Origin of the sequence: Pseudomonas sp. 43(2021) (assembly GCF_017490805.1) — a bacterium.
GTDB lineage: Bacteria > Pseudomonadota > Gammaproteobacteria > Pseudomonadales > Pseudomonadaceae > Aquipseudomonas.
This window is the reverse complement of sequence record NZ_JAFGYJ010000002.1, coordinates 1-26,331: the sequence shown is the minus strand read 5'-3', so window position 1 is coordinate 26,331 and position 26,331 is coordinate 1. Positions and strand designations below refer to the sequence as shown.

Genomic DNA, 26,331 nt, shown 5'->3' with positions numbered 1-26,331 from the left:
AGCTCTCGAGAAACTGGCGCGATACCCTGCGGGAGCGGGCACGTCGATGCGTCGGGCCGCCGCGAAGCAGGTGGTGCGGTGGACGGCACGGGCTTCGCCCGTGTTCGCGGGCGCGCCCGCTCTCGCATAGGAATGCGTAGCCTCCAAGGCAGGTGCTGCCCGGCGATGAAGCCGGGCCTTTCTATCCCCGCCGGCTAGACCATTCCTGTAAAACTTCAATCTTGAATTTTTTTATTAAGTCAAGAACCACCCTGTTCAAATCCCTCCCAGCGTGCTACAAACTGGTTAAGCAATGATCTAGCTGCTTGATAACGAAGGGAAAAATATGACGAAGTCGGAGCTGATCGAACGTATTGTCACCCATCAGGGGCTGCTCTCGTCCAAGGACGTGGAGTTGGCCATCAAGACCATGCTTGAGCAGATGTCACAATGCCTTGCCACTGGTGATCGCATCGAAATCCGCGGTTTTGGCAGCTTCTCGCTGCACTATCGCGCCCCTCGCGTAGGCCGTAACCCGAAGACTGGCCAGTCGGTCAGCCTCGAAGGCAAGTTCGTGCCGCACTTCAAACCCGGCAAAGAGTTGCGCGACCGGGTCAATGAAGAAGAGCATGAGGCCCACACCTGATTCCACAAGGAGCAATCTGATGCGTAACCTCAAGCGCGCCCTGGCGGCGGTGTTCGTGCTGCTGTTGGCGGCTGTGGTGCTGTTCTTCGTGCTGGAGAACCAGCAAACCGTCTCGTTGGTCCTGTTCGGTTGGGCAGCCCCGGCCATGCCGGTCGCCGTGCTGGTGCTGGCCGCCCTGGTCATTGGCCTGGCAGTCGGGCCACTGCTGGGTGCCTACGGCGTACTGCGCAGCAAGCGCAAGATCAGGGCTTCTGCCCGCCAGGCAGCTCTGAGCGGTAACTAAGGATATTTCCTACACCTGTTTGGGAAAGTCTCACCTATGCCTGCGCCGGCTGTCATGGAGTAATAGCGCACTTCATTTTCGGCCCAGGCGAGTGTGCGCAGCATGGATTTTCCCGTCCTTTCCCATCACGGTGGTACCCGCGGCGTTACCGGCTCCTGCCATCAACTGCACCTCGGCCCGACCAGTAGCCTGCTGATCGACTGCGGCCTGGAGCAGGGCGCCGAGGCGGCGCCAGGCGCAGCGTCGGCGCCACTGGGCTTCGACGTGCAGGGCATTCAGGCCCTGGTCATCACCCATGTGCATCTCGACCACGTTGGTCGCATCCCGGCGCTGCTGGCGGCAGGCTATCGTGGCCCCATCCTGTGCAGCGTGCCGTCTGCCCGGCTGCTGCCACTGGTGCTGGAAGACGCTTACAAGCTGAGCATCAGTAGCCAGCCCGCCCATGTGGCGAGGTACCTCGAATTCATCCGCGACCTGATCGTGCCCCTGCCTTTCGAGCAATGGCACACCCTGGTCGAGCACCCCGGTCTCAACTGTCGCGTTCGCCTGCAGCGCGCCGGCCATCTGCTGGGTTCGGCCTATGTCGAATGCGACGTGCAGTACGAACGAGCCAACACCCGCTACGTGTTCTCCGGTGACCTCGGTGCTTGTGGCAACCCCTTGCTGCGCCCCGTGCAGCCTCCGGAACGGGCCGATGTCCTCGTGTTGGAAAGCACCTACGGCGACCGCCTGCACCCGCCTGCAGGCGACCGTCAGCAACGGCTGGAAGCGGCCATCGACCGCGCCCTGGCCGATGAGGGGACACTCCTCATTCCGGCCTTCAGCCTCGGCCGGACCCAGGAGCTGCTGTACGAGCTCGAAGGCATTCTTCACCGCAAGGCCTTGCTGAACAATGCCGGCCCGGCCCCCGATGGCGACCCGCTCGACTGGTCGCAGCTGCCCATCATCCTTGACTCACCCCTGGCACAGCGCATTACCGGTGTGTACCGGGAGCTGCACGACTACTGGAATGCCGAAGCCAGGGCACGCTTTGCCGAAGGGCGCGACCCGCTGGGTTTCAGTCAGTTGATCAGCGTGGACACCCATGCCCGTCACCAGCAAGTGGTCAATTATCTCAAGAGCACCGGGCGGCCAGCGATCGTCATTGCCGGCAATGGCATGTGCTCGGGCGGGCGCATCGTCAATTACCTCAAGGCCATGCTTGGGGACCCGCGGCATGAGGTGATGTTTGTCGGTTATCAGGCCAAAGGGACGCCGGGCTCGGTGATACAGGCCAGCGAAGGGGCGGAAGGCTTCGTGCAGATAGACCTGGATGGGCAGATGCATGAGCTGCGGGCCAAGGTCATGACATTACCGGGATATTCCGGGCATGCGGACCAGCAGGGGCTGGTGCGGTTTGCCTTGGGCGGCCAGGTGCAGCCCGCGAAGGTGGTGCTGGTACATGGCGAAACGGGCGCAAAAAAGGCCCTGCAAGGAGCGTTGCGCCAGCAGGCTGAGCAGGCGGGTGCCTGCCTGGAGGTTTCGATACCTTGAACCCTTGGTCTGACCAGGCGTGCTGGCCGACGCAAGGCGGGAACTAATCCAGGTGTGGTTTATCTACTGCGGCTAACCCCGACGCTGGATGGGCTGGATATTGGCATATTGCCGCTACACTGGGGAGGGAGCGCGTCTTTGCCAGTTTCCATGCAGTCGCTCGTGTTGTTTTGGTATACCAGAAACCGTGCACACAGTCAGACCCAAGGAAAAACCCAAGAAATGCGCAATGACGTTGAGCACCGCAGTAGCAATAGTGAAGAAGTTGACTTGTTGGAGTTTCTGGAGGGGGTATGGCGGCAAAAGCTTCTCATCTTTCTGGTGACGATTGCTGTCACTGCGGTTGCACTGGCTTATGCGCTGTTGGCCAAGCCGGTTTATGAGGCGAAAGTTTTTCTGGCGGCGCCTTCGTCCAGTGATATTGCCGACTTGAACTATGGGCGCACTAACCAGACCGGGCTCGAGCCTTTTACCTCGCGCAAGGTCTTTGATATCTTCGTCGAACATTTGAACGGTGAGACCCTGCGCCGGCAGTTTTTCAAGGAAGTGTACTTGCCTTCCATGCCGCCGGGGCAGGGCGCACAAGGCGCATTGTATGCTGCGTTCAATGGCTCTTTTGACGTGGTGCAAATGGCGGGTGAGCCGGCGCGGGCCTACGTGGCCTTCCGCGGTCGTGACCCTGCTGTGGCGTCCGAGTGGGCTGCGGCTTATGTCGACAAGGCCAGCACCGCCGCCAAGGCCGAATTGTTGCACGATGCGACCAAGGAGGCCGAGGTCCGCGCCAGCGCGCTGCAACTGGAACTCGACAACCTGCGGGAGAACGGCCAGCGGGAACGTGAAGACAAGATCACCCGCTTGCAAGAGGCATTGCGCATTGCAACTGCGATTGGCCTGGAAAATCCACCGCTGATAGACGGCGAAGTTTCCAAGGCGTTGTCGTCGAAAATGGACGGCGAACTGACTTACATGCGCGGGAGCAAAGCGCTGGCTGCGGAAATTGGTAATTTGCAGCAGCGTAAAAGCGAAGATCCGTTCATTCTTGAACTTCGTGACCTGCAAACAAGGCAGCAGTTTTACCAAGGGCTTGTAGCCGCGAAGCGCAATTTTAGTGTTTATCAGCTTGACGGCACGATAGAACAACCGGACGTGCCGATTAAACCCCGGCGCAACTTGATCATTGCGCTGGGTGTGATTGTTGGCCTTGGCCTGGGTTGCCTGGTTGCAACCCTCAGATATGCCTTGCAAAATCTGCAAAGACGCCGGGCCTGACCCGGAAGATGAACATCAGCGCGCCCGCCACATTTTGCGCGAGACATTTGCCGTGCAAACGGTGAAACTGCCGTAATAAAGGGGGCTGGCCAGGCTGGCCCCGACAAAAAATCATGCCAAAGGTTTACCGATGAAGCTTGTTCAAACGAACATTCCCGATGTAGTCATAGTGGAACCCGCCGTGTATGAGGATGATCGCGGGTGGTTCACGGAAACCTTCAATGAGACCCGCTTTCATGGTGCATTGCTGGAGCTTGGCCTGAGCAAGCCCCGTGCGTTCGTCCAGGACAACCATTCCATGTCTCACCGCGGTGTCTTGCGCGGGCTGCATTTCCAGCGCGCACCGCACGCCCAGGGCAAGCTGGTGCGGGTGGTGCGTGGTGCGGTCTATGACGTGGCTGTCGATATCCGCCCGGGCTCCCCGACCTTCGGGCAGTGGGTGGGAGTGGAACTGAGCGAACGCAACAACCGCATGCTGTGGATCCCCGAAGGGTTTGCGCACGGTTTTATCGCCCTCGAGGACGACACCCACTTCCTGTACAAAACCACGGATGTGTACAACAAGGAGGCCGAAGGCAGTATTCACTGGGATGACCCCGACCTGGCGATCGACTGGCCCATGCGCGATGGCCTTATCGTCAGCGAAAAGGACAACCAGGCCCCATCGTTCCGGCACCACCTCAGTGCTGCCGACGAAGGCGCCCTGGCCCAGATCGAACTGTTCAAGGTACTGGGTGACCACCGCGGCCAGCTGGTGGCCCTGCAAGCCCTGGACAACGTACCGTTCGCCATCCAGCGGGTGTATTACCTGACCGAGACGCTGCCCGGGGTTTCCCGAGGCTTCCACGCCCACAAGGAGCTCAACCAGCTGGCCATCTGCGTGTCCGGGCGCTGCCGGATGCTGATGGATGACGGTACCACCCGCAGCGACCATTGGCTGGACGCCTTCAACAAGGGCATCCTGATTCCGCCCATGGTCTGGCACGAAATGCATGATTTCAGCCCGGATTGCGTGCTGCTGGTACTGGCCGACGCGCATTACGACGAGTCCGACTACATTCGTGACTACACCACGTTCACGGAGCTCAAGCGCGATGCCTAGCATTCATCAACTGGCCGATGTGAAAAGCGACGCCATCGGCGAAGGCACCCGGGTCTGGCAGTTTGTCGTGATCATGAAAGGTGCGCAGGTCGGGCGTAATTGCAACATCTGCGCGCATACCCTGATTGAGGGCGATGTGGTGCTGGGCGATAACGTCACGGTCAAGTCTGGCGTTTACCTGTGGGACGGTACCCGCATTGCCGATGATGTGTTCATCGGCCCCAATGCCACCTTTACCAACGACGCGATGCCACGTTCCAAGGTTTACCCGGAGCAGTTCAACGGCATTACCCTGGAGCGCGGCGCCAGCATCGGTGCCAATGCCACCTTGCTGCCAGGCGTTGTCGTAGGCGAGTACGCCATGGTGGGGGCAGGGGCGGTGGTGACCAAGAACGTCCCGCCTTATGCCGTCGTTGTAGGCAATCCAGCAAAAATTATCAGGGTGATAGACCGCAATGGTTAAGTTTCTCGATCTGCAGGGTGTGAATGCGCAGTACCGTCAGGCATTGATCGATGCCTGCACCGAGGTCATCGACTCGGGCTGGTACATCATGGGCGAGAAGCTCAAGCAGTTCGAAGCCCAGTTCGCCAGCTACTGCGGTGTAAAGCACTGCATTGGCGTGGCCAACGGCCTGGATGCGCTGATACTGACCCTACGTGCCTGGAAACAACTGGGCCGTATCGCCGAGGGCGACGAGGTGCTGGTACCTGCCAACACCTATATCGCTACCATCCTCGCGATTACCGAGAACAAGCTGGTGCCGGTGCTGGTGGAGCCCGATGAAGCCAGCTTCAACCTGGGCGCCCATAACCTGGCGCAGGCGCTTACCCCGCGTACCCGGGTGATCATGCCGGTACACCTGTACGGGCGTTTGGCCGACATGCCAGCGATCAACGCATTCGCCAGGCAGCATGGCCTGCTGGTGCTGGAGGACTCTGCCCAGTCCCACGCTGCCGAGCTGGACGGGCGTCGCGCGGGTGCCTGGGGCGATGCCTCGGGCTTCAGCTTCTACCCGGGCAAGAACCTGGGGGCGCTGGGGGACGCCGGTGCGGTCACCACCAACGACGATGCGCTGGCCGAGACGCTGAAATCGTTGCGCAACTATGGCTCGCACGTGAAGTACATGAATATGTACCAAGGGGTGAACAGCCGCCTGGACGAACTGCAGGCTGCGCTGCTGAGCGTGAAGCTGCCGTACCTGGACGAAGAAACCCGCTTGCGCCAGCAGGTTGCACAGCAGTACCTGGCCGGCATCGACAACCCGGCCATCCAGTTGCCTGACCCGGGCGTTGCCGGCCAGCATGCCTGGCACCTGTTCGTGGTGCGCAGTGAATGCCGTGAACAGTTGCAGCAGCATCTGGCCCGGCACGGTGTACAGACCCTGGTGCACTACCCGATTCCGCCGCACCGGCAGCAGGCCTACCCGCAGCTGGCTGACCTGTCGCTGCCGCTGACCGAGCGGCTGCATGAGCAGGTGCTGAGCCTGCCCATGGATCCAACCTTGACTGCATCCTCAGTCCAGCACGTCATTGACGCCTGCAACAGCTTTTCGCGTCCTTGAGTGCCAGGTATGACCCTGATCAGAACTAGCCTGCTCAATGCCATAGCGGTTGCGGTAAGAATGGCCACCTTGCTTGGCCTCAACAAGGTGCTGGCCCTGTACGTAGGGCCGGCCGGGTATGCGGCCATCGGCCAGCTGCAGAATGCGGTGACCATGTTTACCACCCTGGCCAGCGGTGCTGTCAGCACGGGTGTGACCAAGTACACGGCGGAGTTTGCCGAACAGCCCGAAGAACAACGCAAGGTGTGGAAAACCGCCGGTACGTTGTCGGTACTGGTGTCGCTGCTGCTTGCGGTGCTGATCATCGTGCTGCGCAAACCCTTGGCCAGTTGGTTCTTCAATGATGAATCGCTGGCTTCGGTGCTGCTGTGGTTTGCCGCTACCCTGGTGTTCTTTGCCTTCAACTCGTTGTTGCTGGGGGTACTCAATGGCAAGAAGGATGTGCCCCGCTATGTGCTGGCCAACATTCTTGGTAGCCTGATTTCGCTGGTCGTCACCTGTGCGTTGACCATCCAGTTGGGGTTGTACGGCGCACTGGTGGCCCTGGCCGTGTACCAGTCGTTGAGCTTTGTGGCCACCTTGCTTATCTGCATGCGTACACCCTGGTTCCACCTGGCCGACTTTTTTGGTGGCCTGGACCGGCAGGCTCTGAGCCGGCTCTCGAAGTTCGCGCTGATGGCCGTGGTCACGGCCTGCTCCCTGCCGGTTTGCCATGTGTTCCTGCGGGACTACCTGGGCAACACCTTCGGCTGGGAGCAAGCCGGCTATTGGGAGGCCATGTGGCGCCTGAGCTCGGCGTATCTGATGCTGATCACCACCACCCTGGCGGTGTATTACCTGCCGCGGCTGTCCGAACTGGCAGATGCCGGCGAGTTGCGCCGGGAAATTTTGCAAGGCTACAAGCTGATCCTGCCCATGACCATTCTCGCCGGGCTGGTGATCTACCTGCTGCGCGACTTCATCATCCAGGTGCTGTTCTCCGAATCGTTCCTGCCAATGCGCGAGCTGTTCGCCTGGCAGATGGTCGGCGACAGCCTGAAGATCGCCAGCTGGCTGATGGCCTACCTGATGTTGGGCAAGGCCCTGACGCGGCTGTACCTGGTAACGGAAATCCTCGCCACCCTGTCGCTGTACGCATTGACGGTGTACCTCACGCAGCTCTGGGGGTACGAGAAGGTCACACTGGCCTATGCAGTCAATTACCTTTTGTACGCGATCGTCATGTATTTCACGGTTTTCCGGCGTTTGTCGTCGATTGTCGCTGATTCGGCACGGAGCTGAGCAATGAAGCAAGTGGTAGAGCAGCTGCAGGCACGGATACAGAAGGCAGCGCCGGGGCCGGCTTTGACCCAGGCGCAAGTCTATGGCGCGCTGCTCTGGGCCGTGGACCTGAACATCTATGAAGCGGCCACGCTGGAGCGCCAGTTGGTGGCCAAGTGCGCCAGCCAGGTTACGCTGCCGGCTGCCAGCAGCGTATCGCGCGGCTGCCTGCATGTGGTCAGCGAACCCTATATGCAAGGCGGGCACACCCGGCTGATGGAGCGCCTGGCGCACATGCACGAGGGGCCTGTGGACCTGCTGGTGGCGCGCAGCGCCAAGCCCCAGGTGCTCGAACGCCTGGCAGGCTATTTCGCCCATATCGAGGTAGCGCGCGGCGATGACCCGTGCGCCCGCCTGCAGTCCATCGTCGACACCCTGGCCCAGTACGACAAGGTGGTGCTGCACATTCATCCGGACGACATCATCACCACCGTCGCCTGCGGCCTGCTGAAGCAGCAGCGTGGCGCTGCGCTGACGGTGTATTTCGTCAACCATGCCGACCACGTGTTCAGCTTTGGCGCGTCGGTGGCCGATGTGTATTTCGAGATCAGCGCCTACGGGCACCACCTGGACAAGAAAAAGCACCTCACCTGCCAGAAGAGCTTCCTGGCGATCCCGATCGAGACCAGCGGCGCCAAAGTGCCGAATGCCGTGCCCACTCACGAGCGGATCAAGGTGTTCAGCGCTGCCTCGGCAGCCAAGTACAAGCCCCACGGCGGCCTGGACATGCGCCCGTCGATCACGGCGATTCTCGAGCGCTTCCCCAATGCCGAGTGCTGGATCATCGGCGCCAACCCCCTGACCAACACTTGGTGGTGGACAGTGAAGCTGCGCTACCCCAGGCGTTTCTTCATCCGCCGCCACCTGCCGTACAAGGACTACCTGGCCTTTGCGGAAAAGGCCGACTTCTACCTGGACAGCTACCCTGTGCCCGGTGGCACGGCGTTCGCCGAGCAGTTGCTCAAGGGCCGGCGTTGCGTGGGGCTGGTTGCGCCGATCCAGGGCTACTCCCCCGCAGACAGCCTGAAGGTGGCCAGTGTCGACCAGCTGCTGGCCAGCATCGCACAGCCCCGGCCCAGTGCCCCGGTGGTGGAGGCGGTGCAGCGGGTCAACTCGGTGGAGGCGGTGAAAGCGCGTTACCTGGCCTGCATCGAGCGGGGCGAATTCAGTGAGAACGAACTGGCAGCCATGTTGCCGTGGACGGGCAACCTCGATTTCATGAAACCGACAGGTAAGGTCACTAGCATGATCCCTACGGATGTTTTCGACGCCCTGTGCCGCATAGACACGAACCTGGCGCTGCGAACTCTGCTTTCCTACGCCTGGGTGCCGAGAATCAAGCTCTTGATCAAGGTCACGCTGTTCCGGCTGGCCAGGCTGACCAGAGCGCGAGGGTGAGTGTGATCAGGATCTTTATCGGCGTGCTGTTCTGCCTGCTGTTCTTCAGCGACTTCGTCGTGTTGACGCTGGGGCTGGGCAGTGTGTTTGCCGGTTGGCGAGAAATGATCAGCCTGCTGATGATCTCGGGGCTGTTGCTGCGGGCACTGGCCAGCGTCACGGCACGTGGCATGGTCAACCTCGAAGTCGGGCGGTGGTTGCTGGTCGTGCTGTTCTTTGCCTTCCTGTACCTGCTGTTCGGCGACCTGAGCGCATCGTCGGTGCGCATGTTCCGTGCATTGGCCGTGCCGGTGTTCGTCGGTATGGCGGTGGCCATCTGGGCCCAGGCGGTGTCGACCGAGAAGAAGCTGCGCCATGTGTACTGGTCGGTGCTGGCAATGAGCATCCTCACCGGCGTGTATGCGTTGTACCAGTACCTGACCATAGCCTCGGCCGAGCAATTCTGGTACTGGCCGCTGCTTACCGCCAAAGGCTATGAACTGCAACCGTACAACTCGATGCGTGACGGGCTGCCGCGGGTTTCCGGCTTCTTTACCGGCACGCTGGAATTTTCTGCAGTAATCCTCAACACCGCCGCCATGACCCTGGCTGTGTTGCTCAGTGGGCGCAACTGGTCGTTGATCCGGCGCCTGCTGCTGAGTGCCGCTTTCCTGCTGCTGTGCGGGCTGGTTGTGATCGGTTCGGTACGCACGGCCATGATCGGCCTGGTGTGCATCTGCACGATGCTGGTGGCGGCCCGGGTACTGCGCACGGCCTGGTTGATCTCGCTGTTGGGTTATTTGCAGTTCGTTGGCCTGACCGTGGCGATTTTCGTATACCTGTCGATGGGCTACACCCAGGATTTGTCGGCGCTGGACCGCGAGCGCCAGTGGCTGCACATGTATGAGGTGCTGAGCACGCACCCCATGGGTTATGGCTTTGGCGCGGTGGGCCCGGGCCAGCCGCACTGGTTCGATTCATTCTGGCTCAACCTGCTGGCCACCTGTGGTTGGGTCGGCCTGCTGATCATGGCCGGGTTGATCCTTTGGTATCACAAGCTGGTGACGATCGTCGTCCGGGACAGGGCCCATGCCAGCTCCTGGAAAAACGGCCTGGGCAATTTCGTGATTGCCAGCTACCCGTTCTTCCTGAGCTCGTTCTTTTTCCAGTCCTATACGAACAGTGTTGTCCTCTACATTTTCGCGATCGTGGTGATGGTGATCATTGGTGAAAACAGAAGAACAAAAGTTGAGCCTGGCAGTCCTGATCGTTCTGTATCGGAAAGCTAGCCATGACTCGATTGCCCTGCAGTCACTACTCGCGCAGCAGGCGCTGCTGCGTGACGAGGGTATCGACCTGCAGCTGTACGTCTGGAACAACTCCCCCGGCGTGGCGCAGCCGTGCCCGGGGGTGCGCTGGTACGAGGCGGACAACCAGCGGCTTTCGGTGGTCTACAACCAGGTTGCCGAACAGGCGTTTGCCGCTGGGGTCGACCTGTTCATGATCTCGGACGACGATACCAACTACTCGAACATCCGCCTGTCCAGCTGCCTGGCGCAGATCGGCCAGGTGCGCCTGGCGGCGGGGGGCGACCAGGTGGGCGTGTTCATGCCCCGGCTGGTCAGCCATGGGCAACTGGTCAGCCCCGGCAAGCGCTGGCTGTTCATGGGCCGCCTCACGCCCAACGTGGCCGCCGGCCTGGTGGATTCGAAGAACCTGCTGGGCATCAACAGCGGCCTGATCTTCACCCGCGAGTGCTTCCAGCGCATGACGCCGTTCTATGACGAGCGGTTGCGTTTCTATGCCACCGATACCGACTTTTTCATCCGTTACGAGGGGTATTTCCCCAAGGCCTGCGTGCTGGATGTGGAAATTGCCCACGACCTGTCCGAGCACAGCGCCGATACCCCCGAGCGTGCCTTGTTCCGCTTCGAGGAAATGATCCACGGGCTGCGTATCAGCTTCCATTCCCACGGCCTGCTGGAGCGCGGCCTGCTTGACCTGTACCTGGTCTATGCGGCCATTCGCAAAGCGGTGGCTTACCGCCGTCCGGCCTTCGTCAAGGCCTTGTTTACCCAGGTGAGGGCCGTGAAATGATGCATGCCTTGCTCGAAAAGCTGGTGCTGCTGGTTAAAAAGCGCCCATTGGTGGTCGACCGGCGCATCTCGTCGGGCTACCTGCTGGGGCTGTTCGTGACCAAGCTGCTGATGGCCTGCCGCGGCGTGATCCGCCTGCGCCGGCGGCGCCTGGCGTTCATCGGCTCGGGGGTAACCCTTAAGGAAGTGGGCAAGATCGAGTACGGCCCGGGGCTGGTCATCGACCAGGGCTGTTTCGTCGATGCCTTGTCCAATGACGGCATCCGCTTCGGCACCGCCGTGTCGCTCAACAAGCACATCATCATCGAGTGCACCGGCAGCCTGGCCAACATCGGCAAGGGCCTGGTGATTGGCGACAACGTCGGCCTGGGTGCTGGCTGCTTCCTGGGCTGCGCCGGCGGCATCGAGATTGGCAGTGACACCATCATCGGCAACTTCGTCAGCTTCCATTCGGAAAACCACAACTTCGAAGACCCGCTGCAACCCATCCGTCTGCAGGGTGTGAGCCGCCAGGGCATCAAGGTGGGACGCAACTGCTGGATCGGTGCCAAGGTGACCGTGCTCGATGGCGCGGTGATCGAAGACGGCTGCGTGTTCGCTGCAGGGGCGGTGGTGGCTGCGGGCGTTTACCGCAAGAATTCGATATATGGCGGCGTGCCGGCCAAGTTCATCAAGGCGCGCGTAGCGGAAGAAGGGGTGGCATGAAAACGTTGCACTTTGTCCATCTGCTGAATGACTACAGCGGTAGCCCCCGGGTATTGAACCAGACCATCACCGCGCTGCAGCAACATGGCGCCGACTGCACCCTGCATGTAGGCAGCAGCGGCCACGGCGTGCTCGATGAACTGCAGGTACGCACCTGCAAGTTTGCCTACAAGCGCTTCGACAACCGCTGGCTGACCTTGCTGGCGTATGCCGGCTCACAGGTGGCGCTGTTCTTCAGCCTGTTGCGCCAGGTGCGGCCGGGGTCGGTCGTGCTGGTGAACACCATGCTGCCCTTTGGTGCCGCCCTGGCCGCCCGTTTGCGCGGTGCCAAGGTGGTTTACCACGTGCACGAAACCTCCATCCGGCCTGCGCTGCTCAAGGCGTTCCTGCGCCGGGTGATTGCCGGCTGTGCCAGCAAGGTGGTCTACGTGTCGAAATACTTGCAGGTACAAGAGGGTGTCGCCGGCGTGCCGGCGGTAACCGTTTACAACGGCTTGGCCGAGGGCTTCCAGCAGCAGGCGATGGCCACGCCGTACCAGCCCTTGCACGACGGCCGCTTCAATGTGCTGATGCTGGCGTCGTTGAAGGGCTACAAGGGAGTGGACGAGTTCGTCGCCCTGGCCACGGCACTGGCCGCGCACCCTGTGCTGAAGTTCACCTTGGTGCTCAACGCCAGCCCGCAGGAAGTGGACGCCTACTTCGCCGGCAAGGCGCTGCCGCAAAACCTCATGCTCAGCCCGGCCAGTGCCGAGGTAGCGAAGTTCTACCGCAATGCCAGCCTGGTGCTGAACCTGTCCCATGTGGATGGCTGGGTCGAAACCTTTGGCCTGACCATTCTCGAGGCGATGGCCTTCGGCATCCCGACCATCGTGCCCCCGGTAGGTGGCCCGGTCGAACTGGTCAGCGACGGGGTAGAGGGCTACCAGATCGATTCGAAGAACCATGAACAACTGGTGCGCACCGTTGCGCGCCTGTCGCAGGACTCACAGGCGTGCCTGGCACTGTCCGAGCGCGCACGCAGGAAAGCGAGTGAGTTTTCCACTGCCAACTTCCAGAAAAATATCGTGATGGTGTTTGATGACCTATAAGATTGCAGTGATTGGCACGGTAGGTTTACCTGCTCAATACGGTGGTTGGGAAACACTGACCGAACAATTGGTGCGCAACCTGCCGGGTGACTGCGAACTCACTGTTTATTGCAGTGCGCCCCATTACCCCCAGCGCCCGAAGTTTTTCGAGCGTGCCCGCCTGGTCTACCTGAACCTCAAGGCCAATGGCGTGCAAAGCATCCCGTACGATGTGCTGAGTATGCTGCACGCCTACCGCAAGCATGACCTGATGCTGATTCTGGGGGTTTCCGGCTGCATTGCCCTGCCGTTCATGCGCCTGCTGACCCGCAAGCCGATCGTGGTGAACATCGACGGCTACGAGTGGAAGCGCGCCAAATGGTCCAACTTTGCCCGTTGGTTCCTGAAGTTGTCCGAAGCGGTGGCCGTGCGTTTTGCCCATGCGGTCATCACCGACAACAAGGTGCTGCAGGAATACGTGACCGCCGAATACAACAAGCCCAGCGAACTGATTGCCTATGGTGGCGACCAGGCGCGGGCGGGTGAGCCAACCGAGCAAGCCCGCCAGGCTTACCCGTTCCTTGGTGCGCCCTATGCCTTTACGGTGTGCCGCATAGAGCCGGAGAACAACATCCATGTCATTCTCGAGGCCTTCGCCGGCTCTGGCATGCCGCTGGCGATCATTGGCAACTGGAATCACAGCGAATATGGCGTGCAACTGCGCAAGCAATACGAAGGGGTAAGCAATATTCACCTGCTGGACCCGATCTACGACGTGGAGCAACTGAGCCCGCTGCGCAGCAATGCCACGGTGTACCTGCATGGCCACAGTGCCGGCGGCACCAACCCTTCGCTGGTCGAAGCCATGTGGCTGGGCCTGCCGGTGGTAGCCTTCGATGTGTCGTTCAACCGCGCCACCACCGAAGACCAGGCGCTTTACTTTGCCGACAGCACCTCGCTGCGCAACCACGCCCAGGCACTGTTTGCCGATGAGGGCGCCCGTGCGCAACTGTCTGCGCGCCTGCACGAAATTGCCAACCGCCGTTACCGCTGGTCGGTTGTGGCAGACCAATACCGCAGCGTGTTCACCCGCCTGCTGGGCCGGGCGGGGAGAGGCTGATGGCCGGGCAAGGCAACGTGCAACGGCCGAGTATCCTGGTCACCGGCGGTAGCGGTTTTGTCGGCAAGGTGTTGCTGCAGCGTCTTGCTGCGGACACACGCTGGGCACCGCGCGCACTGGTGCGGCAGTCGCCCGGCCAGCGGCTGGCTGGTGTCGATTACCGGCCATTCAGCGAGTTGGCGGCGGTAGAGGTGGCGTCCGGGCATTTCGAGCAGGTCGACACCGTGATCCACCTGGCCTCCCGCGTGCATGTGATGCAGGAAACCGCCGCCGACCCGCTGGCCGAATTCCGTCGGGTAAACGTGGAAGGCACCCTGAGCCTGGCCCGGGCCGCTGTCCAGGCCGGCGTGCGGCGCTTCATTTTTGTAAGCTCGGTGAAGGTCAACGGCGAAACCACTGACGGCCGCCGGCCCTTCACCGCCGATGAGGCCCCCGCGCCTTCGGACCCGTACGGCATCTCCAAGCGCGAGGCCGAAGACGGCCTGCGCCAACAGGCGGTTGAAACCGGGCTGGAAGTGGTGATCGTGCGCCCGGTGCTGGTGTATGGCCCGGGCGTGAAAGCCAACTTCCGCAGCATGATGAACTGGCTGAGCAAAGGCGTGCCGCTGCCGTTTGGTGCCATCCACAACCAACGCAGCCTGGTGGCGCTGGACAACCTGGTGGACCTGCTGGTGACCTGCATCGACCACCCGGCCGCCGCCAACCAGACCTTTCTGGCCAGCGATGGCCACGACCTGTCCACCACCGAACTGCTGCAACGGCTGGGCAAGGCGCTGGGCAAGCCAGCCAGATTGCTGCCTGTGCCCGCCGCCTGGTTGAAGGGCGCGGCCACCTTGGCCGGCAAGGGCGGGCTGGCCCAGCGCCTGTGCGGTTCGCTGCAGGTAGACATTGGCAAAACCCGTGAACTGCTGGGCTGGCAGCCCCCGCTGGATGTCGACCAGGCACTGCGGGCCACGGCACTCAACTTTTTGAAAGAGCAAGACAAATGACGGCATGGTGGCTTATTCCCCTGGTCGCGGGGGCATCCCTGCTTTTGACCGCAGCGCTGCGGCGCTACGCCCTGAACAAGCAGATCATCGACGTGCCCAACGCGCGCAGTTCGCACACCGTGCCCACCCCACGGGGTGGCGGTGTGGCCATTGTGCTGAGCTTTCTGGGCTGTCTGCCGCTACTGGGCCTGGCCGGTGCGGTGCCGCTGCCGGCGCTGGTCGCCATCGGCGGGGCAGGGGCACTGATCGCGGTAATCGGCTTCATGGACGACCACGGCCACATCGCCGCCCGCTGGCGCCTGCTCGGCCACTTCGCCGCAGCCGCCTGGATGCTGTACTGGCTGGGCGGCCTGGCGCCGCTGCAGGTGTTCGGCTTTACCCTGGACCTGCAGTGGTTCGGCTACATCCTGGCCGCGCTCTACTGTGTGTGGATGCTCAACCTGTATAACTTCATGGACGGCATCGACGGCATCGCCAGCGTCGAAGCGGTGACCGCCTGCCTGGGCATGGTGCTGCTCTCGGCCCTGGCCGGTGCGCCGCAACTGATGGCGCTGCCACTGTTGCTGGCTGCGGCCACGTTCGGCTTCCTGTTCTGGAACTTCCCGCCGGCCAGGATCTTCATGGGTGACGCCGGCAGCGGCTTTCTTGGCATCGTGCTGGCTGGCCTGTCGCTGCAGGCGGCCTGGGCCGCGCCACAGCTGTTCTGGTGCTGGCTGATTCTGCTGGGCGTGTTCGTGGTCGACGCCACCTTCACCCTGATCCGCCGCCTGCTGCGCGGTGACAAGGTGTACGAAGCGCACCGCAGCCACGCCTACCAGTTCGCCTCGCGCCACTACGGCAAGCACCTGCCGGTGACTCTGGCGGTAGCCGCGCTCAACCTGTTCTGGCTGCTGCCGATAGCCCTGTGCGTGCTGTTGCTTGGTCTGGACGGCGTGTGGGGCGTGATCATCGCCTACCTGCCATTGGCATTTCTGGCCGTGCGCTGGCGCGCCGGCGAACTCGAACACTAGCTAGAGTGATAGAAAGAAGACGCTAGACATGTCACTTTGTAAAGCTCTCAGAGGTTCTATGGATAAGCTGCGCTCAAGACTGCTTGGACTACCTCGGCGCCACAAGCGGGCGATCCAGGTAGCGACTGATGTCATTCTGGTCTGGTTTGCGCTGTGGCTGGCGTTTGTCGTACGCCTGGGTATCGATGACCTGGCCAACCCTGTCCGTGACCACACCTGGCTGTTCATCACGGCACCGATCATCTCGATTCCGCTGTTCATCCGCTTTGGCCTGTACCGGGCGGTGATGCGCTATTTCGGCAATGATGCACTGATCGCCATCATCAAGGCCGTGACCCTGTCGGCACTGATCCTCGGCTTCATCATCTACTGGGCCAGCAACCACCAGAACGTGGTGCCGCGCTCGATCACCTTCAACTACTGGTGGCTGAGCCTGATCATGGTCGGCGGCCTGCGCCTGGCCATGCGCCAGTACTTCCTCGGTGACTGGTTCGCCACTGCCGTGCAGCACGTGCCTTTTGCCAACCGTGACGACGGCCTGCCACGGGTGGCCATCTATGGTGCCGGCTCGGCCGGTAACCAGCTGGTGGCGGCGCTGCGCATGGGCAAGGCCATGCGCCCGGTCGCCTTCATCGACGACGATGCCAGCATCACCGATCGGGTGATTGCCGGCCTGCAGGTTTACCAGCCGGAACAGCTGCAGCGCATGATCGACGACACAGGCGCCGAAGAAATCCTGCTGGCGTTACCCTCGGTCAGCCGCAGCCGCCGCCGCGAAATCCTCAACTTGCTGGAGGGCTACCCGCTGCACGTGCGCAGTGTGCCCGGCTTCATGGACCTGGCCAGCGGCCGGGTCAAGGTGGACGACATCCAGGAAGTGGACATTGCCGACCTGCTGGGCCGCGACGCGGTGCCGGCGCAAGGCGACCTGCTGCAACACTGCATCATCGACCAGACGGTGATGGTGACCGGTGCCGGCGGCTCGATCGGCTCCGAACTGTGCCGCCAGATCCTTGGGCAGGCGCCGCGCACCCTGCTGTTGTTCGAACATAGCGAATTCAACCTGTACACCATTGCCGGCGAACTGGAACAGCGCATTATCCGAGAAGGCCTGGCTGTGCAGTTGATCCCCATCCTCGGCTCGGTACGCGACCAGGCCAAGATGCTTGACGTGATGCGCGCCTGGCAGGTGGACACCGTGTACCACGCCGCAGCCTACAAGCACGTGCCAATTGTCGAGCACAACATCGCCGAAGGCCTGTCGAACAACGTGTTCGGTACCCTGTACACCGCCCAGGCAGCGCTGCAGGCCGGCGTTGCCAACTTCGTGCTTATTTCCACCGACAAGGCCGTGCGCCCGACCAACGTGATGGGCAGTACCAAGCGCCTGGCCGAAATGGTGCTGCAGGCCCTTAGCCGCGAGGTGGCGCCGGTACTGATGGGCGATACCGGCAATGTCTCGCAGGTGAACAAGACCCGCTTCACCATGGTGCGCTTCGGCAACGTGCTGGGCTCGTCGGGCTCGGTCATTCCGCTGTTCCACAAGCAGATCAAGGCCGGTGGGCCGCTGACCGTGACCCACCCGAAAATCACCCGCTACTTCATGACCATCCCCGAGGCCGCGCAGCTGGTGATCCAGGCCGGCTCCATGGGGCAGGGCGGTGATGTGTTCGTGCTGGACATGGGCGAGCCGGTGAAAATTGTGGAACTGGCGGAAAAGATGATTCACCTGTCCGGCTTCAGCATCCGCTCCGAGCGCAACCCGCTGGGTGACATCGCCATCAACTTCACCGGCCTGCGCCCGGGCGAGAAGTTGTACGAAGAACTGCTGATCGGCGACAACGTGATTGCCACCCGCCACCCCATGATCATGAGCGCTCACGAGGACTACCTGCCCTGGGATGTGCTTAAGCAGCGCCTTGACGCCCTGCGCGCGGCGACTGCGGAGGATGACTTTGCCACCGTGCGCCAGCTGCTGCGTGACACCGTAAGCGGTTATGTACCAGGTGGGGATATTGTGGATTGGCTGTACCAGCGCCGGCGCATGGAGCCCTGAGCGCTGCACCCATAACAACAGGCGTTGCCGGCGGTGCAACGCCCACATGAACTTCAAGCGTTGTGAAGTTTGAACGCGGGAATTGGGAAGAACTGAACGATGACTATTCTGGTAACTGGTGGTGCGGGCTTCATTGGCGCGAACTTCGTGCTGGATTGGCTGGCCGGCAATGACGAGCCCGTGGTCAACCTCGACAAACTCACCTACGCAGGCAACCTGCAAACCCTGAGCAGCCTGCAGGGCGACAAGCGCCATATCTTCGTACATGGCGATATTGGCGACTCCGAACTGGTTGCCCGCCTGCTCGCGGAGCACCAGCCGCGCGCGATCGTCAACTTTGCTGCCGAGTCCCACGTGGACCGCTCGATCCACGGCCCGGAAGACTTCATTGAAACCAACATCGTCGGCACCTTCCGCCTGCTGGAAGCCGTGCGCGCCTACTGGGGCGGCCTGGACGAACAGGCGCGCCAGGCGTTCCGCTTCCTGCATGTGTCCACCGACGAAGTGTATGGCTCGCTGGCCGCCGACGAACCGGCCTTCACCGAAACCCACCAGTACCAGCCCAACAGCCCGTACTCGGCCAGCAAAGCCGCCAGCGACCATCTGGTGCGCTCGTATCACCATACCTACGGCCTGCCGGTGCTGACCACCAACTGCTCGAACAACTACGGCCCGTACCACTTCCCGGAAAAGCTCATCCCGCTGATGATCGTCAACGCGCTGGCCGGCAAGCCGCTGCCGGTGTATGGCGACGGCCAGCAGATCCGTGACTGGCTGTACGTCAAGGACCACTGCAGCGCCATCCGCCGCGTGCTGGAAGCCGGTAAAACCGGCGAGGTGTACAACGTGGGCGGCTGGAACGAAAAGCCCAACCTGGAGATCGTCAACCGCGTGTGTGCCCTGCTGGACGAACTGCGCCCCCGCGCCGACGGCAAGCCCTACGCCGAACAGATCACCTACGTGACCGACCGCCCCGGCCATGACCGCCGCTACGCCATCGACGCCCGCAAGCTCGAGCGCGAACTGGGATGGAAGCCTGCCGAAACCTTCGAAACCGGCATTCGCAAGACCGTGGCCTGGTACCTCGACAACCAGGAATGGGTGCAGAACGTACAGTCCGGCAGCTACCGCGACTGGGTCGAGAAAAACTACGCAGGGCGCTCGGCATGAAGATTCTGCTACTGGGCAAGGACGGCCAGGTAGGCTGGGAACTGCAACGCAGCCTGGCCCCGTTGGGCCAGGTGCTGGCGCTGAATTCCCGCAGCCAGGCACACTGCGGCGACCTGGCCAACCTGCCGGCCCTGGCTGAAACCGTGCGTGCCTACACCCCCGATGTAATCGTCAACGCCGCCGCCTACACCGCCGTGGACAAGGCGGAAAGCGACCGCGAGCAAGCCTTCAAGGTAAACGCCGACGCTGTCGGCGTGCTGGCCCGTGCTGCTGCCGATTGCGGGGCACTGCTGGTGCATTACTCCACCGACTACGTGTTCCCGGGGCAGGGCACCCAGGCCTGGCGCGAAGACGACGCCGTCGGCCCGCTGAATGCCTATGGCGAAAGCAAGCTGGCCGGCGAACAGGCCATCCAGGCTGCCGGTTGCCGGCACCTGATCTTCCGCACCTGCTGGGTGTATGCCGCACGCGGCAACAACTTCGCCAAGACCATGCTGCGCCTGGCTGCGGAGCGCGAAAGCCTGGGTGTGATCGACGACCAGCACGGCGCCCCGACCGGTGCCGAACTGATCGCCGACATCACCGCCCACGCCATCACCGCTACCCGCCGCGACCCGGCCTTGGCCGGGCTGTACCACCTGGCGGCGGCCGGCGAAACCACCTGGTGCGGCTACGCCCGTTACGTGCTGGAGCAGGCAGAGGCCCTGGGTATGCCCTTGAAAGCCCATGCCGAACAGGTCAACCCGTTGACCACCGATGCCTACCCGACCCCGGCCAAGCGGCCGGCCAATTCGCGTCTGGACACCCATAAACTGCAGAAAGCCTTTGCCCTGACCCTGCCAGACTGGCGCCTGGGTGTGGCTCGCATGCTTACGGAAATACACGAGAAATGACCACTATGAAGCGTAAAGGCATCATTCTGGCGGGCGGGTCGGGTACCCGTCTGCATCCGGCGACCCTGGCAATTTCCAAGCAACTGCTGCCGGTGTACGACAAACCGATGATCTATTACCCGCTGACTACCCTGATGCTGGCGGGTATCCAGGACATCCTGATCATTTCCACCCCGCAAGATACCCCCCGTTTCGAGCAACTGCTGGGCGACGGCCACCAGTGGGGCATCAACATCAGCTACGCCGTGCAGGCCTCGCCAGACGGTCTGGCACAGGCCTTCCTGATTGGTGAAGACTTCATCGGCAACGACCTGTCGGCGCTGGTGCTGGGCGACAACATCTATTACGGCCACGACTTCCAGCAACTGCTGCGCAACGCCATGGACCGCGGCGAAGGTGCCAGCGTGTTCGCCTACCACGTGCACGACCCCGAGCGTTACGGTGTGGTGGAGTTCGATGACCAGGGCAAGGCGATCAGCCTGGAAGAAAAACCGGCCAAGCCGAAGTCCAGCTATGCCGTGACCGGGCTGTACTTCTACGACAAGGACGTGGTCGAGATTGCCAAAGGCATCAAGCCGTCTGCGCGGGGCGAGTTGGAGATTACCGATCTGAACCGGGTGTACCTGGAGCAGAACCGCTTGTCGGTGGAGATCATGGGGCGCGGGTATGCCTGGCTGGATACCGGGACGCATGATTCGTTGCTGGAGGCTAGCGGGTATATTGCGACCATCGAACGCCGGCAGGGGTTGAAGGTGGCTTGCCCGGAAGAGGTGGCGTACAGGCAGGGGTGGATTGGGGCGGAGCAGTTGCTGAAGCTGGCTGAGCCGTTGGCCAAGAATGGGTATGGGCAGTATTTGAAGAGGTTGGTGCAGGATAGAGTTTATTGAGAGGGGGTGAGCTCAGCCTTTGAGCTATCGGACCTTGAGGGGGGCGGTAGGTTCTTGTTGGGAGGCGTTGTCTTTCTTGGCCATACTCCTAAAAATGCGTCGCATGTATCGCATGGTACAAGCCAGCGGAGTCATGGTGGCGTAACCTTTTGCTAGGTTTGTACGAAAAGTGCCTACGCGACGATCATGCTGCGTTGAAAATAGGCTCCGAATTCTCATTTGTCGTGCGCGAGCCCAGCCGTCCCTCGCCTGTTTCACCTGGCCTGATCGCCGTTCAGCGACGCTTCGTATAAACCCTAGCTTGTCGAAACACATGAGGATTCGGCTGCCTTCTTTCTACCAGTCATACATGCGTCCAAAATCTTACAACGGCGGTTTTTGAACGCTCGACCAAAGTGGGCAAACCTAGTTCGGTTTTCCACTTAATCCTCGGGCGCTGCACCTGATGCCCGTAACGTTCATAAGCTCCTTTGAACGCACCTCGTGAGCGCACCTTACAGCGGGTTTTCTATTTCAGTTCGTCAAGATATCCCGGTACAATCGCTAATTTTTACAGGGAAAGATCGGTGAATAGACGAAGCTTTTTAACAGTTGCAGCTCTTGCAGCAGCATATCCGGCCTATCGAGGGCTTGGATCGCTATTTAACGATCGACTGGTTCACTTTAATGGTGGGCAACTTCGCAGGCTTAAAGCTGCCCTTACCAATCCCAATCAGGCTATGACTGGTATCACGTTTATTGGGGATTCAATAACCTGGGGTACAGGCACTCGGCAAGGTCCTAATCCGGATCCTCGAAACGGTACATTGTCTGATCCTAGAGACAATTTTTCGAGTGAAAGCTATGTCAATAATGTCAAGCGCTTCATTGGTAATAAATTTGTACCAAGCGCGTCGGTGAAATTGTCTAATTGGCCTACATCGCCCTCTGGGCAATCCGTGGTGGAGTTTCTTGATGGGGGCACTAATAAAGCGGTGCGCATCAGCAACCAAGGCATCAACGGAGCAAGCACTACCAGCTATATGGCCCGTAATTTAGTTGCTTCTGATGAAGACAATTTTGCTTTGCTTCCCGACGACAATTTTGTATTTGTGCAGCTGGGGACCAATGACCGAATTGTCGATCGCCGGAATCCGAAAAGCGGTAGCGAGTTAGCGGCCAATTTGGAGCGTCTTGTTTCCCAGATTAATGATAAGGCTGATGTGATTTTAATGTGTGCAAATCCATCAACTGTAGAGGCGTCTGGAAAATATTTGTTTAATATGGGAGTGGTGAGAGAGGCTGTTCTTGCAGTGGCAAAAAATTGCCGAGTTGATTTTATTGATAACTATGCATTGTTTGACGGTCTTGATCTCAAGGCACACGTGAGTGATGGGAGTCACCCAAACGTTAAAGGTCATTCAGTAATTGCCGGGAATATAATATCAGCAATAGAGTTGGCGTAAATGTAAGGGTGCATGCTGCGCCCTATTATTAAGGCTTGGATTGTCTGGGTGCTTGAAGAAAAATGTGGTGAGGTACGTCATTACAAAGATGTCGTCTGGTAGTTACAGGGCGTAGCTTTATCCTTATCACTGGCATCCTCTCCAAGAGGTACAAAGCTAAAGGACGTACCGTTGACCTCACAAAGCAGATGGATTTTTGCTGTCAGGTAGCCAAGGGAAGCCAGGACGGTGATCAGTATGCTCTCGGGGCCTTTTTCCACCTGATGAGGCCCGGCTTGCCTGCTCCTGGAGATGCAACCGTATAGGCATCTGATCGTTCAGGCGCCAAAGCGCTCTGGCACGGTATTTCATCGAGCGTCAACCGTTGACTGAGCATTATCCTGTGCCTTTTGGCGAAAAGCTCTGCAATCACATGCCTTGGTTTGCCCTGCAGTCGCATTCACGCAGAGCCTGGAGGTCTTAGGTAGATGGATCAATGGTCTTGATACCCATGGAGCAAACAACCCTGGTTTCACCCTCGGCAGGCTCCCCGGCTTTGCGCGGCATTTGAGTATCGTCTCCGGTACCATATGAGTTTGCTGCAGGTCATACGAGCATCCCTGAATAGCTTGAGATAGCCGCTTCAGGATGGGCAAAGCATCATCAGTATGACTTTTTTGTGAGAAAAATTGAGCAGTCTGATCAAAAAAAAGTTCGCAAACGCTAGCAAAACGGTATCATTCGCAGTTTCTTCACGGGGCCCATGACAGGGAATTTAGAGATGCAAGTCAAGAAAATGTCCTACCGTCCAGACATAGATGGATTACGGGCTCTGGCGGTATTAGCGGTAGTGATATTTCACTTTAACAAACATTGGCTGCCTGGTGGTTTTGTTGGTGTCGATATATTTTTCGTGATTTCAGGATATTTAATCACGGGTATCATCTTGAAGGAAGTTTCAGGGGGAGAGTTTTCCTTTGTGGACTTTTATATGCGAAGAGTCCGAAGAATTCTTCCGGCTGCATTCTTCCTTATTTTTGTTACTGCGCTGTTCGGGCTGGCCTTTATGGTGCCCATGGATGCGAAGGATCTGGCTTCCTCGGCAATCGCATCCACTTTTTCGGTTGCAAATATTTACTTCTGGAAATATCTGGATGTGAGCTATTTTGCAGCATCTTCTGACATGGTGCCATTGCTGCACATGTGGTCGCTAGGTGTAGAGGAACAGTTTTATCTTGTCTGGCCAGCCTTGCTACTCGTTTTGTACAAGATCGGAGGGCGGAAGGGAATCGTTTCGGCTGCGCTGCTGATATCCTTAGCATCTGTTCTGTATGGTGAAAGCAAACTGGTCTCCGATCCAAAGTTTGCCTATTATATGCTTCCTTCTCGAGCTGGTGAACTGTTGATTGGTGCGCTTGCTTTTTTTGCAAGTGAAACCTGGAAAGGTCGTGTCAATAAAAATGTCGCTCAAGTGCTGGCGCTAGTCGGTATAGCTGCAGTTGGTTTGTCAATTGCATTTATAAGTGAGGCAGGTGGCTTCCCGGGAGTTATTTCGTTATTGCCAGTAGTAGGAGTAGCTTGTGTTATTTTTGCGGGCGCAGTTGGTAATAACGTTGTGAGCTCATTGTTATCATTGCGGCCTCTGGTGTTTATTGGGCTTGTATCATTTTCTCTGTATCTGTGGCACTGGCCGATCTTGGCATTCTATCGCTATGCATACGGTCAGCCGGCGGGCTCCGGGTATATTGTCTGTGCTGCGTTGCTAATCGCAGCGACGTTGATTTCTTATTATCTGGTTGAAGTTCCATTCAGGCGTCCAGCAAAACGGGTCGTAAACCTTAAAGGTTTTGCGGTCGCTCTGATGGCTGTTTTGACTGTTTCCGTATCTTATTACGCCATCGGCACAAAAGGCTTGGTAAGAGAACTCTCGCCAGAGGGCTATCATGCCAAAGTGACTGAACATTTTAATCAGACTAAGGCTGCATACCGCTACGAATATAATTGCCAAACTTCACGTTATGATGCCAATCTGATAAATTTGGATCGATGCCTTATCGGTCCTGGCGATAAAAAACCACGTGTTTTGATTTTTGGTGATTCTAATTCTGCCCATTACGTTGGTTACTGGAAGGTAATTGCAGAAAATCAAGGTGTCACTATGCGCAATATTGCGCATGATTCTTGTGTGCCATTTTCTGGAGAAAAAAGTCGCCCGTATGTGAAGGTGGCTAGTCGAGATTCTTGCCAGAAATTTAACTCGTTGGTCAGAGAGAATTCTGGTAATTATGATACGCTAATTGTTAGTGCTGATTGGGAAGGCTATAAATACAGAACAAAAAACTATGTGGAAGACATTGAAGGGCTTGTTAAGGAACTGTCAGCTACCGGGAAAAATATCATAATCGGGCTGAAAGTACCGATCTTTAAGGAATATGATAGGTCGTGTGATCTCAAAGCCATTAAGATCCCTGGGGTCGATTGTGCAGCACGAGGCGTGTATGCCGATACCGGTGAGACTGAAATAAACGACCAGATTATTGCTATTGCTGGAAAGTACAATAACGTCAAGACCTTTACGCTGAGAAACTATGTCTGTACCAACGGTACATGCTCTGCCTATTTGCGAGGAAAGCCCATCTATTTTGACCTGGGTCACTTGAGCATGGCCGGGTCAGAGCAGATTGGGCGGATATCGGTTGCCGAGAAAAATATGCCTGGATTGATTTCTCAAAAATAGAGGTCAACGAGGCGGCCCAGTGGTCGCCTCTATCTAGAGAGCTATGGCATGAACGCAGTTTACCTACCCAGTAGTTCATTCACAGGCGAGTTTCCGATGCTCGCGTCCTACGTACCTGACCAAGGGCAATGCCCTACGAAAGGGAATTCATGAGTAACAAAATTATTGCCTATCGTCCAGATATTGATGGATTGAGGGCCCTTGCCGTATTGGCAGTCGTGATATTTCACTTCAACAAGCAATGGTTGCCAGGCGGCTTTGTAGGGGTTGATGTTTTCTTTGTGATTTCTGGATACCTGATCACAGGGATCGTAGCGAGACAACTATCTGCAGGGGAGTTCAGGTTTACAGATTTTTATTTGCGAAGAATCAGGCGTATTTTCCCCGCCACTGCTTTCATGATCTTCGTTACCTTGTTGGCCGGTATTGCTCTGATGTTGCCAGCTGACGTAAATGATCTGTCAGGATCAGCACTTGCCTCTCTTTTATCGGTGGCAAATGTATATTTTTGGAAGTATTTGGACGTAAGTTACTTTGCAGCGTCTTCAGATATGGTTCCGTTGCTTCATATGTGGTCCTTAGGCGTTGAGGAACAGTTCTATTTGCTGTGGCCCGCTTGCCTATTCATTGCATTTGCTTGGGGGGGGAGGCATTGGCTGGTAATTGTTGCAGTGCTTGTGGCAATAGCATCTTTCATCTGCGGGCAACTAAACTTGGCTGCTGATCAGAAGTTTGCATATTATATGTTGCCTTCGCGTGCTGGTGAACTGTTGATTGGGGCAGTCACCTATTTCATATGCCAGAACAGCAATTACAAAATTCAGCGGATTTATGCTGAGCTTATGGCTGTTATCGGCCTTGTGATTGTAGTCTGGTCTTTGGTAACGATCCGGGAGTCGAACGGTTTCCCTGGCCTCATCTCGATATTGCCTACAATCGGTGTTGCGCTGCTTATTGCAGCTGGTACATTCGGCCCTACAGTCATTGGTAAACTGTTTTCCTTGCGTCCGATAGTCGCTATCGGACTGGTCTCATTCTCTCTCTATTTGTGGCATTGGCCGGTATTGGCGTTCTATCGATACGCAATGGGGGAGCCGGATCTACTG

Annotated in this window: 23 protein-coding genes and 1 pseudogene; all 24 read left to right on the top strand. The window is 58.9% G+C overall.

Annotated elements, in window-relative coordinates:
* Positions 1–325: 325 nt before the first annotated feature.
* Positions 326–625: an integration host factor subunit beta gene (gene ihfB, locus J5M71_RS01680; RefSeq protein WP_013971456.1), complete on the top strand. Its 300-nt coding sequence runs from the start codon at positions 326–328 to the stop codon at positions 623–625.
* 19 nt (positions 626–644) lie between these two features.
* The gene (locus tag J5M71_RS01675) at positions 645–908 is read left to right on the top strand and encodes a lipopolysaccharide assembly protein LapA domain-containing protein (protein WP_207829056.1); all 264 of its coding nucleotides are present in this window, start codon (positions 645–647) and stop codon (positions 906–908) included.
* A 102-nt stretch (positions 909–1,010) separates the two neighbouring features.
* The gene (locus tag J5M71_RS01670) at positions 1,011–2,441 is read left to right on the top strand and encodes an MBL fold metallo-hydrolase (protein WP_207829048.1); all 1,431 of its coding nucleotides are present in this window, start codon (positions 1,011–1,013) and stop codon (positions 2,439–2,441) included.
* A 222-nt stretch (positions 2,442–2,663) separates the two neighbouring features.
* A complete protein-coding gene (locus tag J5M71_RS01665; RefSeq protein WP_207829041.1) occupies positions 2,664–3,710 on the top strand; it encodes a Wzz/FepE/Etk N-terminal domain-containing protein in 1,047 nt (348 codons plus the stop codon).
* A 130-nt stretch (positions 3,711–3,840) separates the two neighbouring features.
* Positions 3,841–4,380, top strand: a pseudogene (rfbC, locus tag J5M71_RS29190) (dTDP-4-dehydrorhamnose 3,5-epimerase); the annotation flags it as partial.
* 33 nt (positions 4,381–4,413) lie between these two features.
* Complete coding sequence (locus tag J5M71_RS29185) at positions 4,414–4,812, top strand: FdtA/QdtA family cupin domain-containing protein (RefSeq protein WP_243434041.1); 399 nt, start codon at positions 4,414–4,416, stop codon at positions 4,810–4,812.
* A complete protein-coding gene (locus J5M71_RS01655; RefSeq protein WP_207829037.1) occupies positions 4,805–5,275 on the top strand; it encodes an acyltransferase in 471 nt (156 codons plus the stop codon). Before J5M71_RS29185 ends, J5M71_RS01655 begins: the two co-directional genes overlap by 8 nt.
* Entirely contained in the window at positions 5,268–6,374 is a 1,107-nt protein-coding gene (locus J5M71_RS01650; protein WP_207829035.1) for a DegT/DnrJ/EryC1/StrS family aminotransferase, read from the top strand. Before J5M71_RS01655 ends, J5M71_RS01650 begins: the two co-directional genes overlap by 8 nt.
* 9 nt (positions 6,375–6,383) lie before the next feature.
* Positions 6,384–7,655, top strand: a complete 1,272-nt coding sequence (locus J5M71_RS01645) for an O-antigen translocase (RefSeq protein ID WP_207829033.1) — start codon at positions 6,384–6,386, stop codon at positions 7,653–7,655.
* Positions 7,656–7,658: 3 nt separating this feature from the next.
* On the top strand, positions 7,659–9,092 hold the full coding sequence (locus J5M71_RS01640) for a hypothetical protein (protein ID WP_207829030.1): 1,434 nt from the start codon (positions 7,659–7,661) through the stop codon (positions 9,090–9,092).
* Between the two features lie 2 nt (positions 9,093–9,094).
* A complete protein-coding gene (locus J5M71_RS01635; protein ID WP_207829022.1) occupies positions 9,095–10,360 on the top strand; it encodes a hypothetical protein in 1,266 nt (421 codons plus the stop codon).
* Positions 10,320–11,168, top strand: a complete 849-nt coding sequence (locus J5M71_RS01630; protein ID WP_207829019.1) for a hypothetical protein — start codon at positions 10,320–10,322, stop codon at positions 11,166–11,168. Before J5M71_RS01635 ends, J5M71_RS01630 begins: the two co-directional genes overlap by 41 nt.
* Positions 11,165–11,872 (top strand): acyltransferase, encoded by a 708-nt coding sequence (locus J5M71_RS01625; RefSeq protein ID WP_063911631.1) that lies wholly within the window; start codon positions 11,165–11,167, stop codon positions 11,870–11,872. Before J5M71_RS01630 ends, J5M71_RS01625 begins: the two co-directional genes overlap by 4 nt.
* Positions 11,869–12,960, top strand: a complete 1,092-nt coding sequence (locus J5M71_RS01620; RefSeq protein WP_207829017.1) for a glycosyltransferase family 4 protein — start codon at positions 11,869–11,871, stop codon at positions 12,958–12,960. Before J5M71_RS01625 ends, J5M71_RS01620 begins: the two co-directional genes overlap by 4 nt.
* Positions 12,950–14,059, top strand: a complete 1,110-nt coding sequence (locus tag J5M71_RS01615) for a DUF1972 domain-containing protein (RefSeq protein WP_087501553.1) — start codon at positions 12,950–12,952, stop codon at positions 14,057–14,059. Before J5M71_RS01620 ends, J5M71_RS01615 begins: the two co-directional genes overlap by 11 nt.
* Entirely contained in the window at positions 14,059–15,048 is a 990-nt protein-coding gene (locus J5M71_RS01610; protein WP_207829014.1) for an SDR family oxidoreductase, read from the top strand. The genes J5M71_RS01615 and J5M71_RS01610 overlap by 1 nt, the downstream gene beginning before the upstream one ends.
* Positions 15,045–16,058, top strand: coding sequence for a glycosyltransferase family 4 protein (locus tag J5M71_RS01605; protein ID WP_207829011.1), 1,014 nt, complete (start codon positions 15,045–15,047; stop codon positions 16,056–16,058). Before J5M71_RS01610 ends, J5M71_RS01605 begins: the two co-directional genes overlap by 4 nt.
* 58 nt (positions 16,059–16,116) lie before the next feature.
* Positions 16,117–18,114: a nucleoside-diphosphate sugar epimerase/dehydratase gene (locus J5M71_RS01600; protein ID WP_207829008.1), complete on the top strand. Its 1,998-nt coding sequence runs from the start codon at positions 16,117–16,119 to the stop codon at positions 18,112–18,114.
* A 99-nt stretch (positions 18,115–18,213) separates the two neighbouring features.
* Complete coding sequence (rfbB, locus tag J5M71_RS01595) at positions 18,214–19,284, top strand: dTDP-glucose 4,6-dehydratase (protein ID WP_207829006.1); 1,071 nt, start codon at positions 18,214–18,216, stop codon at positions 19,282–19,284.
* Positions 19,281–20,177, top strand: coding sequence for a dTDP-4-dehydrorhamnose reductase (rfbD, locus tag J5M71_RS01590; protein ID WP_207828996.1), 897 nt, complete (start codon positions 19,281–19,283; stop codon positions 20,175–20,177). The genes rfbB and rfbD overlap by 4 nt, the downstream gene beginning before the upstream one ends.
* A gap of 5 nt (positions 20,178–20,182) precedes the next feature.
* Positions 20,183–21,064 (top strand): glucose-1-phosphate thymidylyltransferase RfbA, encoded by an 882-nt coding sequence (gene rfbA, locus J5M71_RS01585; protein ID WP_207829540.1) that lies wholly within the window; start codon positions 20,183–20,185, stop codon positions 21,062–21,064.
* A gap of 566 nt (positions 21,065–21,630) precedes the next feature.
* On the top strand, positions 21,631–22,509 hold the full coding sequence (locus tag J5M71_RS01580) for an SGNH/GDSL hydrolase family protein (protein WP_207828994.1): 879 nt from the start codon (positions 21,631–21,633) through the stop codon (positions 22,507–22,509).
* Between the two features lie 760 nt (positions 22,510–23,269).
* Entirely contained in the window at positions 23,270–25,225 is a 1,956-nt protein-coding gene (locus J5M71_RS01575; protein ID WP_207828992.1) for an acyltransferase family protein, read from the top strand.
* A gap of 149 nt (positions 25,226–25,374) precedes the next feature.
* A partial coding sequence (locus tag J5M71_RS01570) for an acyltransferase (RefSeq protein WP_207828990.1) occupies positions 25,375–26,331 on the top strand: 957 nt, incomplete at its 3' end.

Coding starts and splice junctions, on each gene's coding strand:
- rfbB (WP_207829006.1), top strand. CDS start 18,214: ATGACTATTCTGGTAACTGGTGGTGCGGGCTTCATTGGCGCGAACTTC.
- J5M71_RS01600 (WP_207829008.1), top strand. CDS start 16,117: ATGGATAAGCTGCGCTCAAGACTGCTTGGACTACCTCGGCGCCACAAG.
- J5M71_RS01620 (WP_207829017.1), top strand. CDS start 11,869: ATGAAAACGTTGCACTTTGTCCATCTGCTGAATGACTACAGCGGTAGC.
- J5M71_RS01640 (WP_207829030.1), top strand. CDS start 7,659: ATGAAGCAAGTGGTAGAGCAGCTGCAGGCACGGATACAGAAGGCAGCG.
- rfbA (WP_207829540.1), top strand. CDS start 20,183: ATGAAGCGTAAAGGCATCATTCTGGCGGGCGGGTCGGGTACCCGTCTG.
- J5M71_RS01605 (WP_207829011.1), top strand. CDS start 15,045: ATGACGGCATGGTGGCTTATTCCCCTGGTCGCGGGGGCATCCCTGCTT.
- J5M71_RS01670 (WP_207829048.1), top strand. CDS start 1,011: ATGGATTTTCCCGTCCTTTCCCATCACGGTGGTACCCGCGGCGTTACC.
- J5M71_RS01675 (WP_207829056.1), top strand. CDS start 645: ATGCGTAACCTCAAGCGCGCCCTGGCGGCGGTGTTCGTGCTGCTGTTG.
- J5M71_RS01625 (WP_063911631.1), top strand. CDS start 11,165: ATGATGCATGCCTTGCTCGAAAAGCTGGTGCTGCTGGTTAAAAAGCGC.
- J5M71_RS01650 (WP_207829035.1), top strand. CDS start 5,268: ATGGTTAAGTTTCTCGATCTGCAGGGTGTGAATGCGCAGTACCGTCAG.
- J5M71_RS01655 (WP_207829037.1), top strand. CDS start 4,805: ATGCCTAGCATTCATCAACTGGCCGATGTGAAAAGCGACGCCATCGGC.
- J5M71_RS01610 (WP_207829014.1), top strand. CDS start 14,059: ATGGCCGGGCAAGGCAACGTGCAACGGCCGAGTATCCTGGTCACCGGC.
- J5M71_RS01665 (WP_207829041.1), top strand. CDS start 2,664: ATGCGCAATGACGTTGAGCACCGCAGTAGCAATAGTGAAGAAGTTGAC.
- rfbD (WP_207828996.1), top strand. CDS start 19,281: ATGAAGATTCTGCTACTGGGCAAGGACGGCCAGGTAGGCTGGGAACTG.
- ihfB (WP_013971456.1), top strand. CDS start 326: ATGACGAAGTCGGAGCTGATCGAACGTATTGTCACCCATCAGGGGCTG.
- J5M71_RS01575 (WP_207828992.1), top strand. CDS start 23,270: ATGCAAGTCAAGAAAATGTCCTACCGTCCAGACATAGATGGATTACGG.
- J5M71_RS01645 (WP_207829033.1), top strand. CDS start 6,384: ATGACCCTGATCAGAACTAGCCTGCTCAATGCCATAGCGGTTGCGGTA.
- J5M71_RS01615 (WP_087501553.1), top strand. CDS start 12,950: ATGACCTATAAGATTGCAGTGATTGGCACGGTAGGTTTACCTGCTCAA.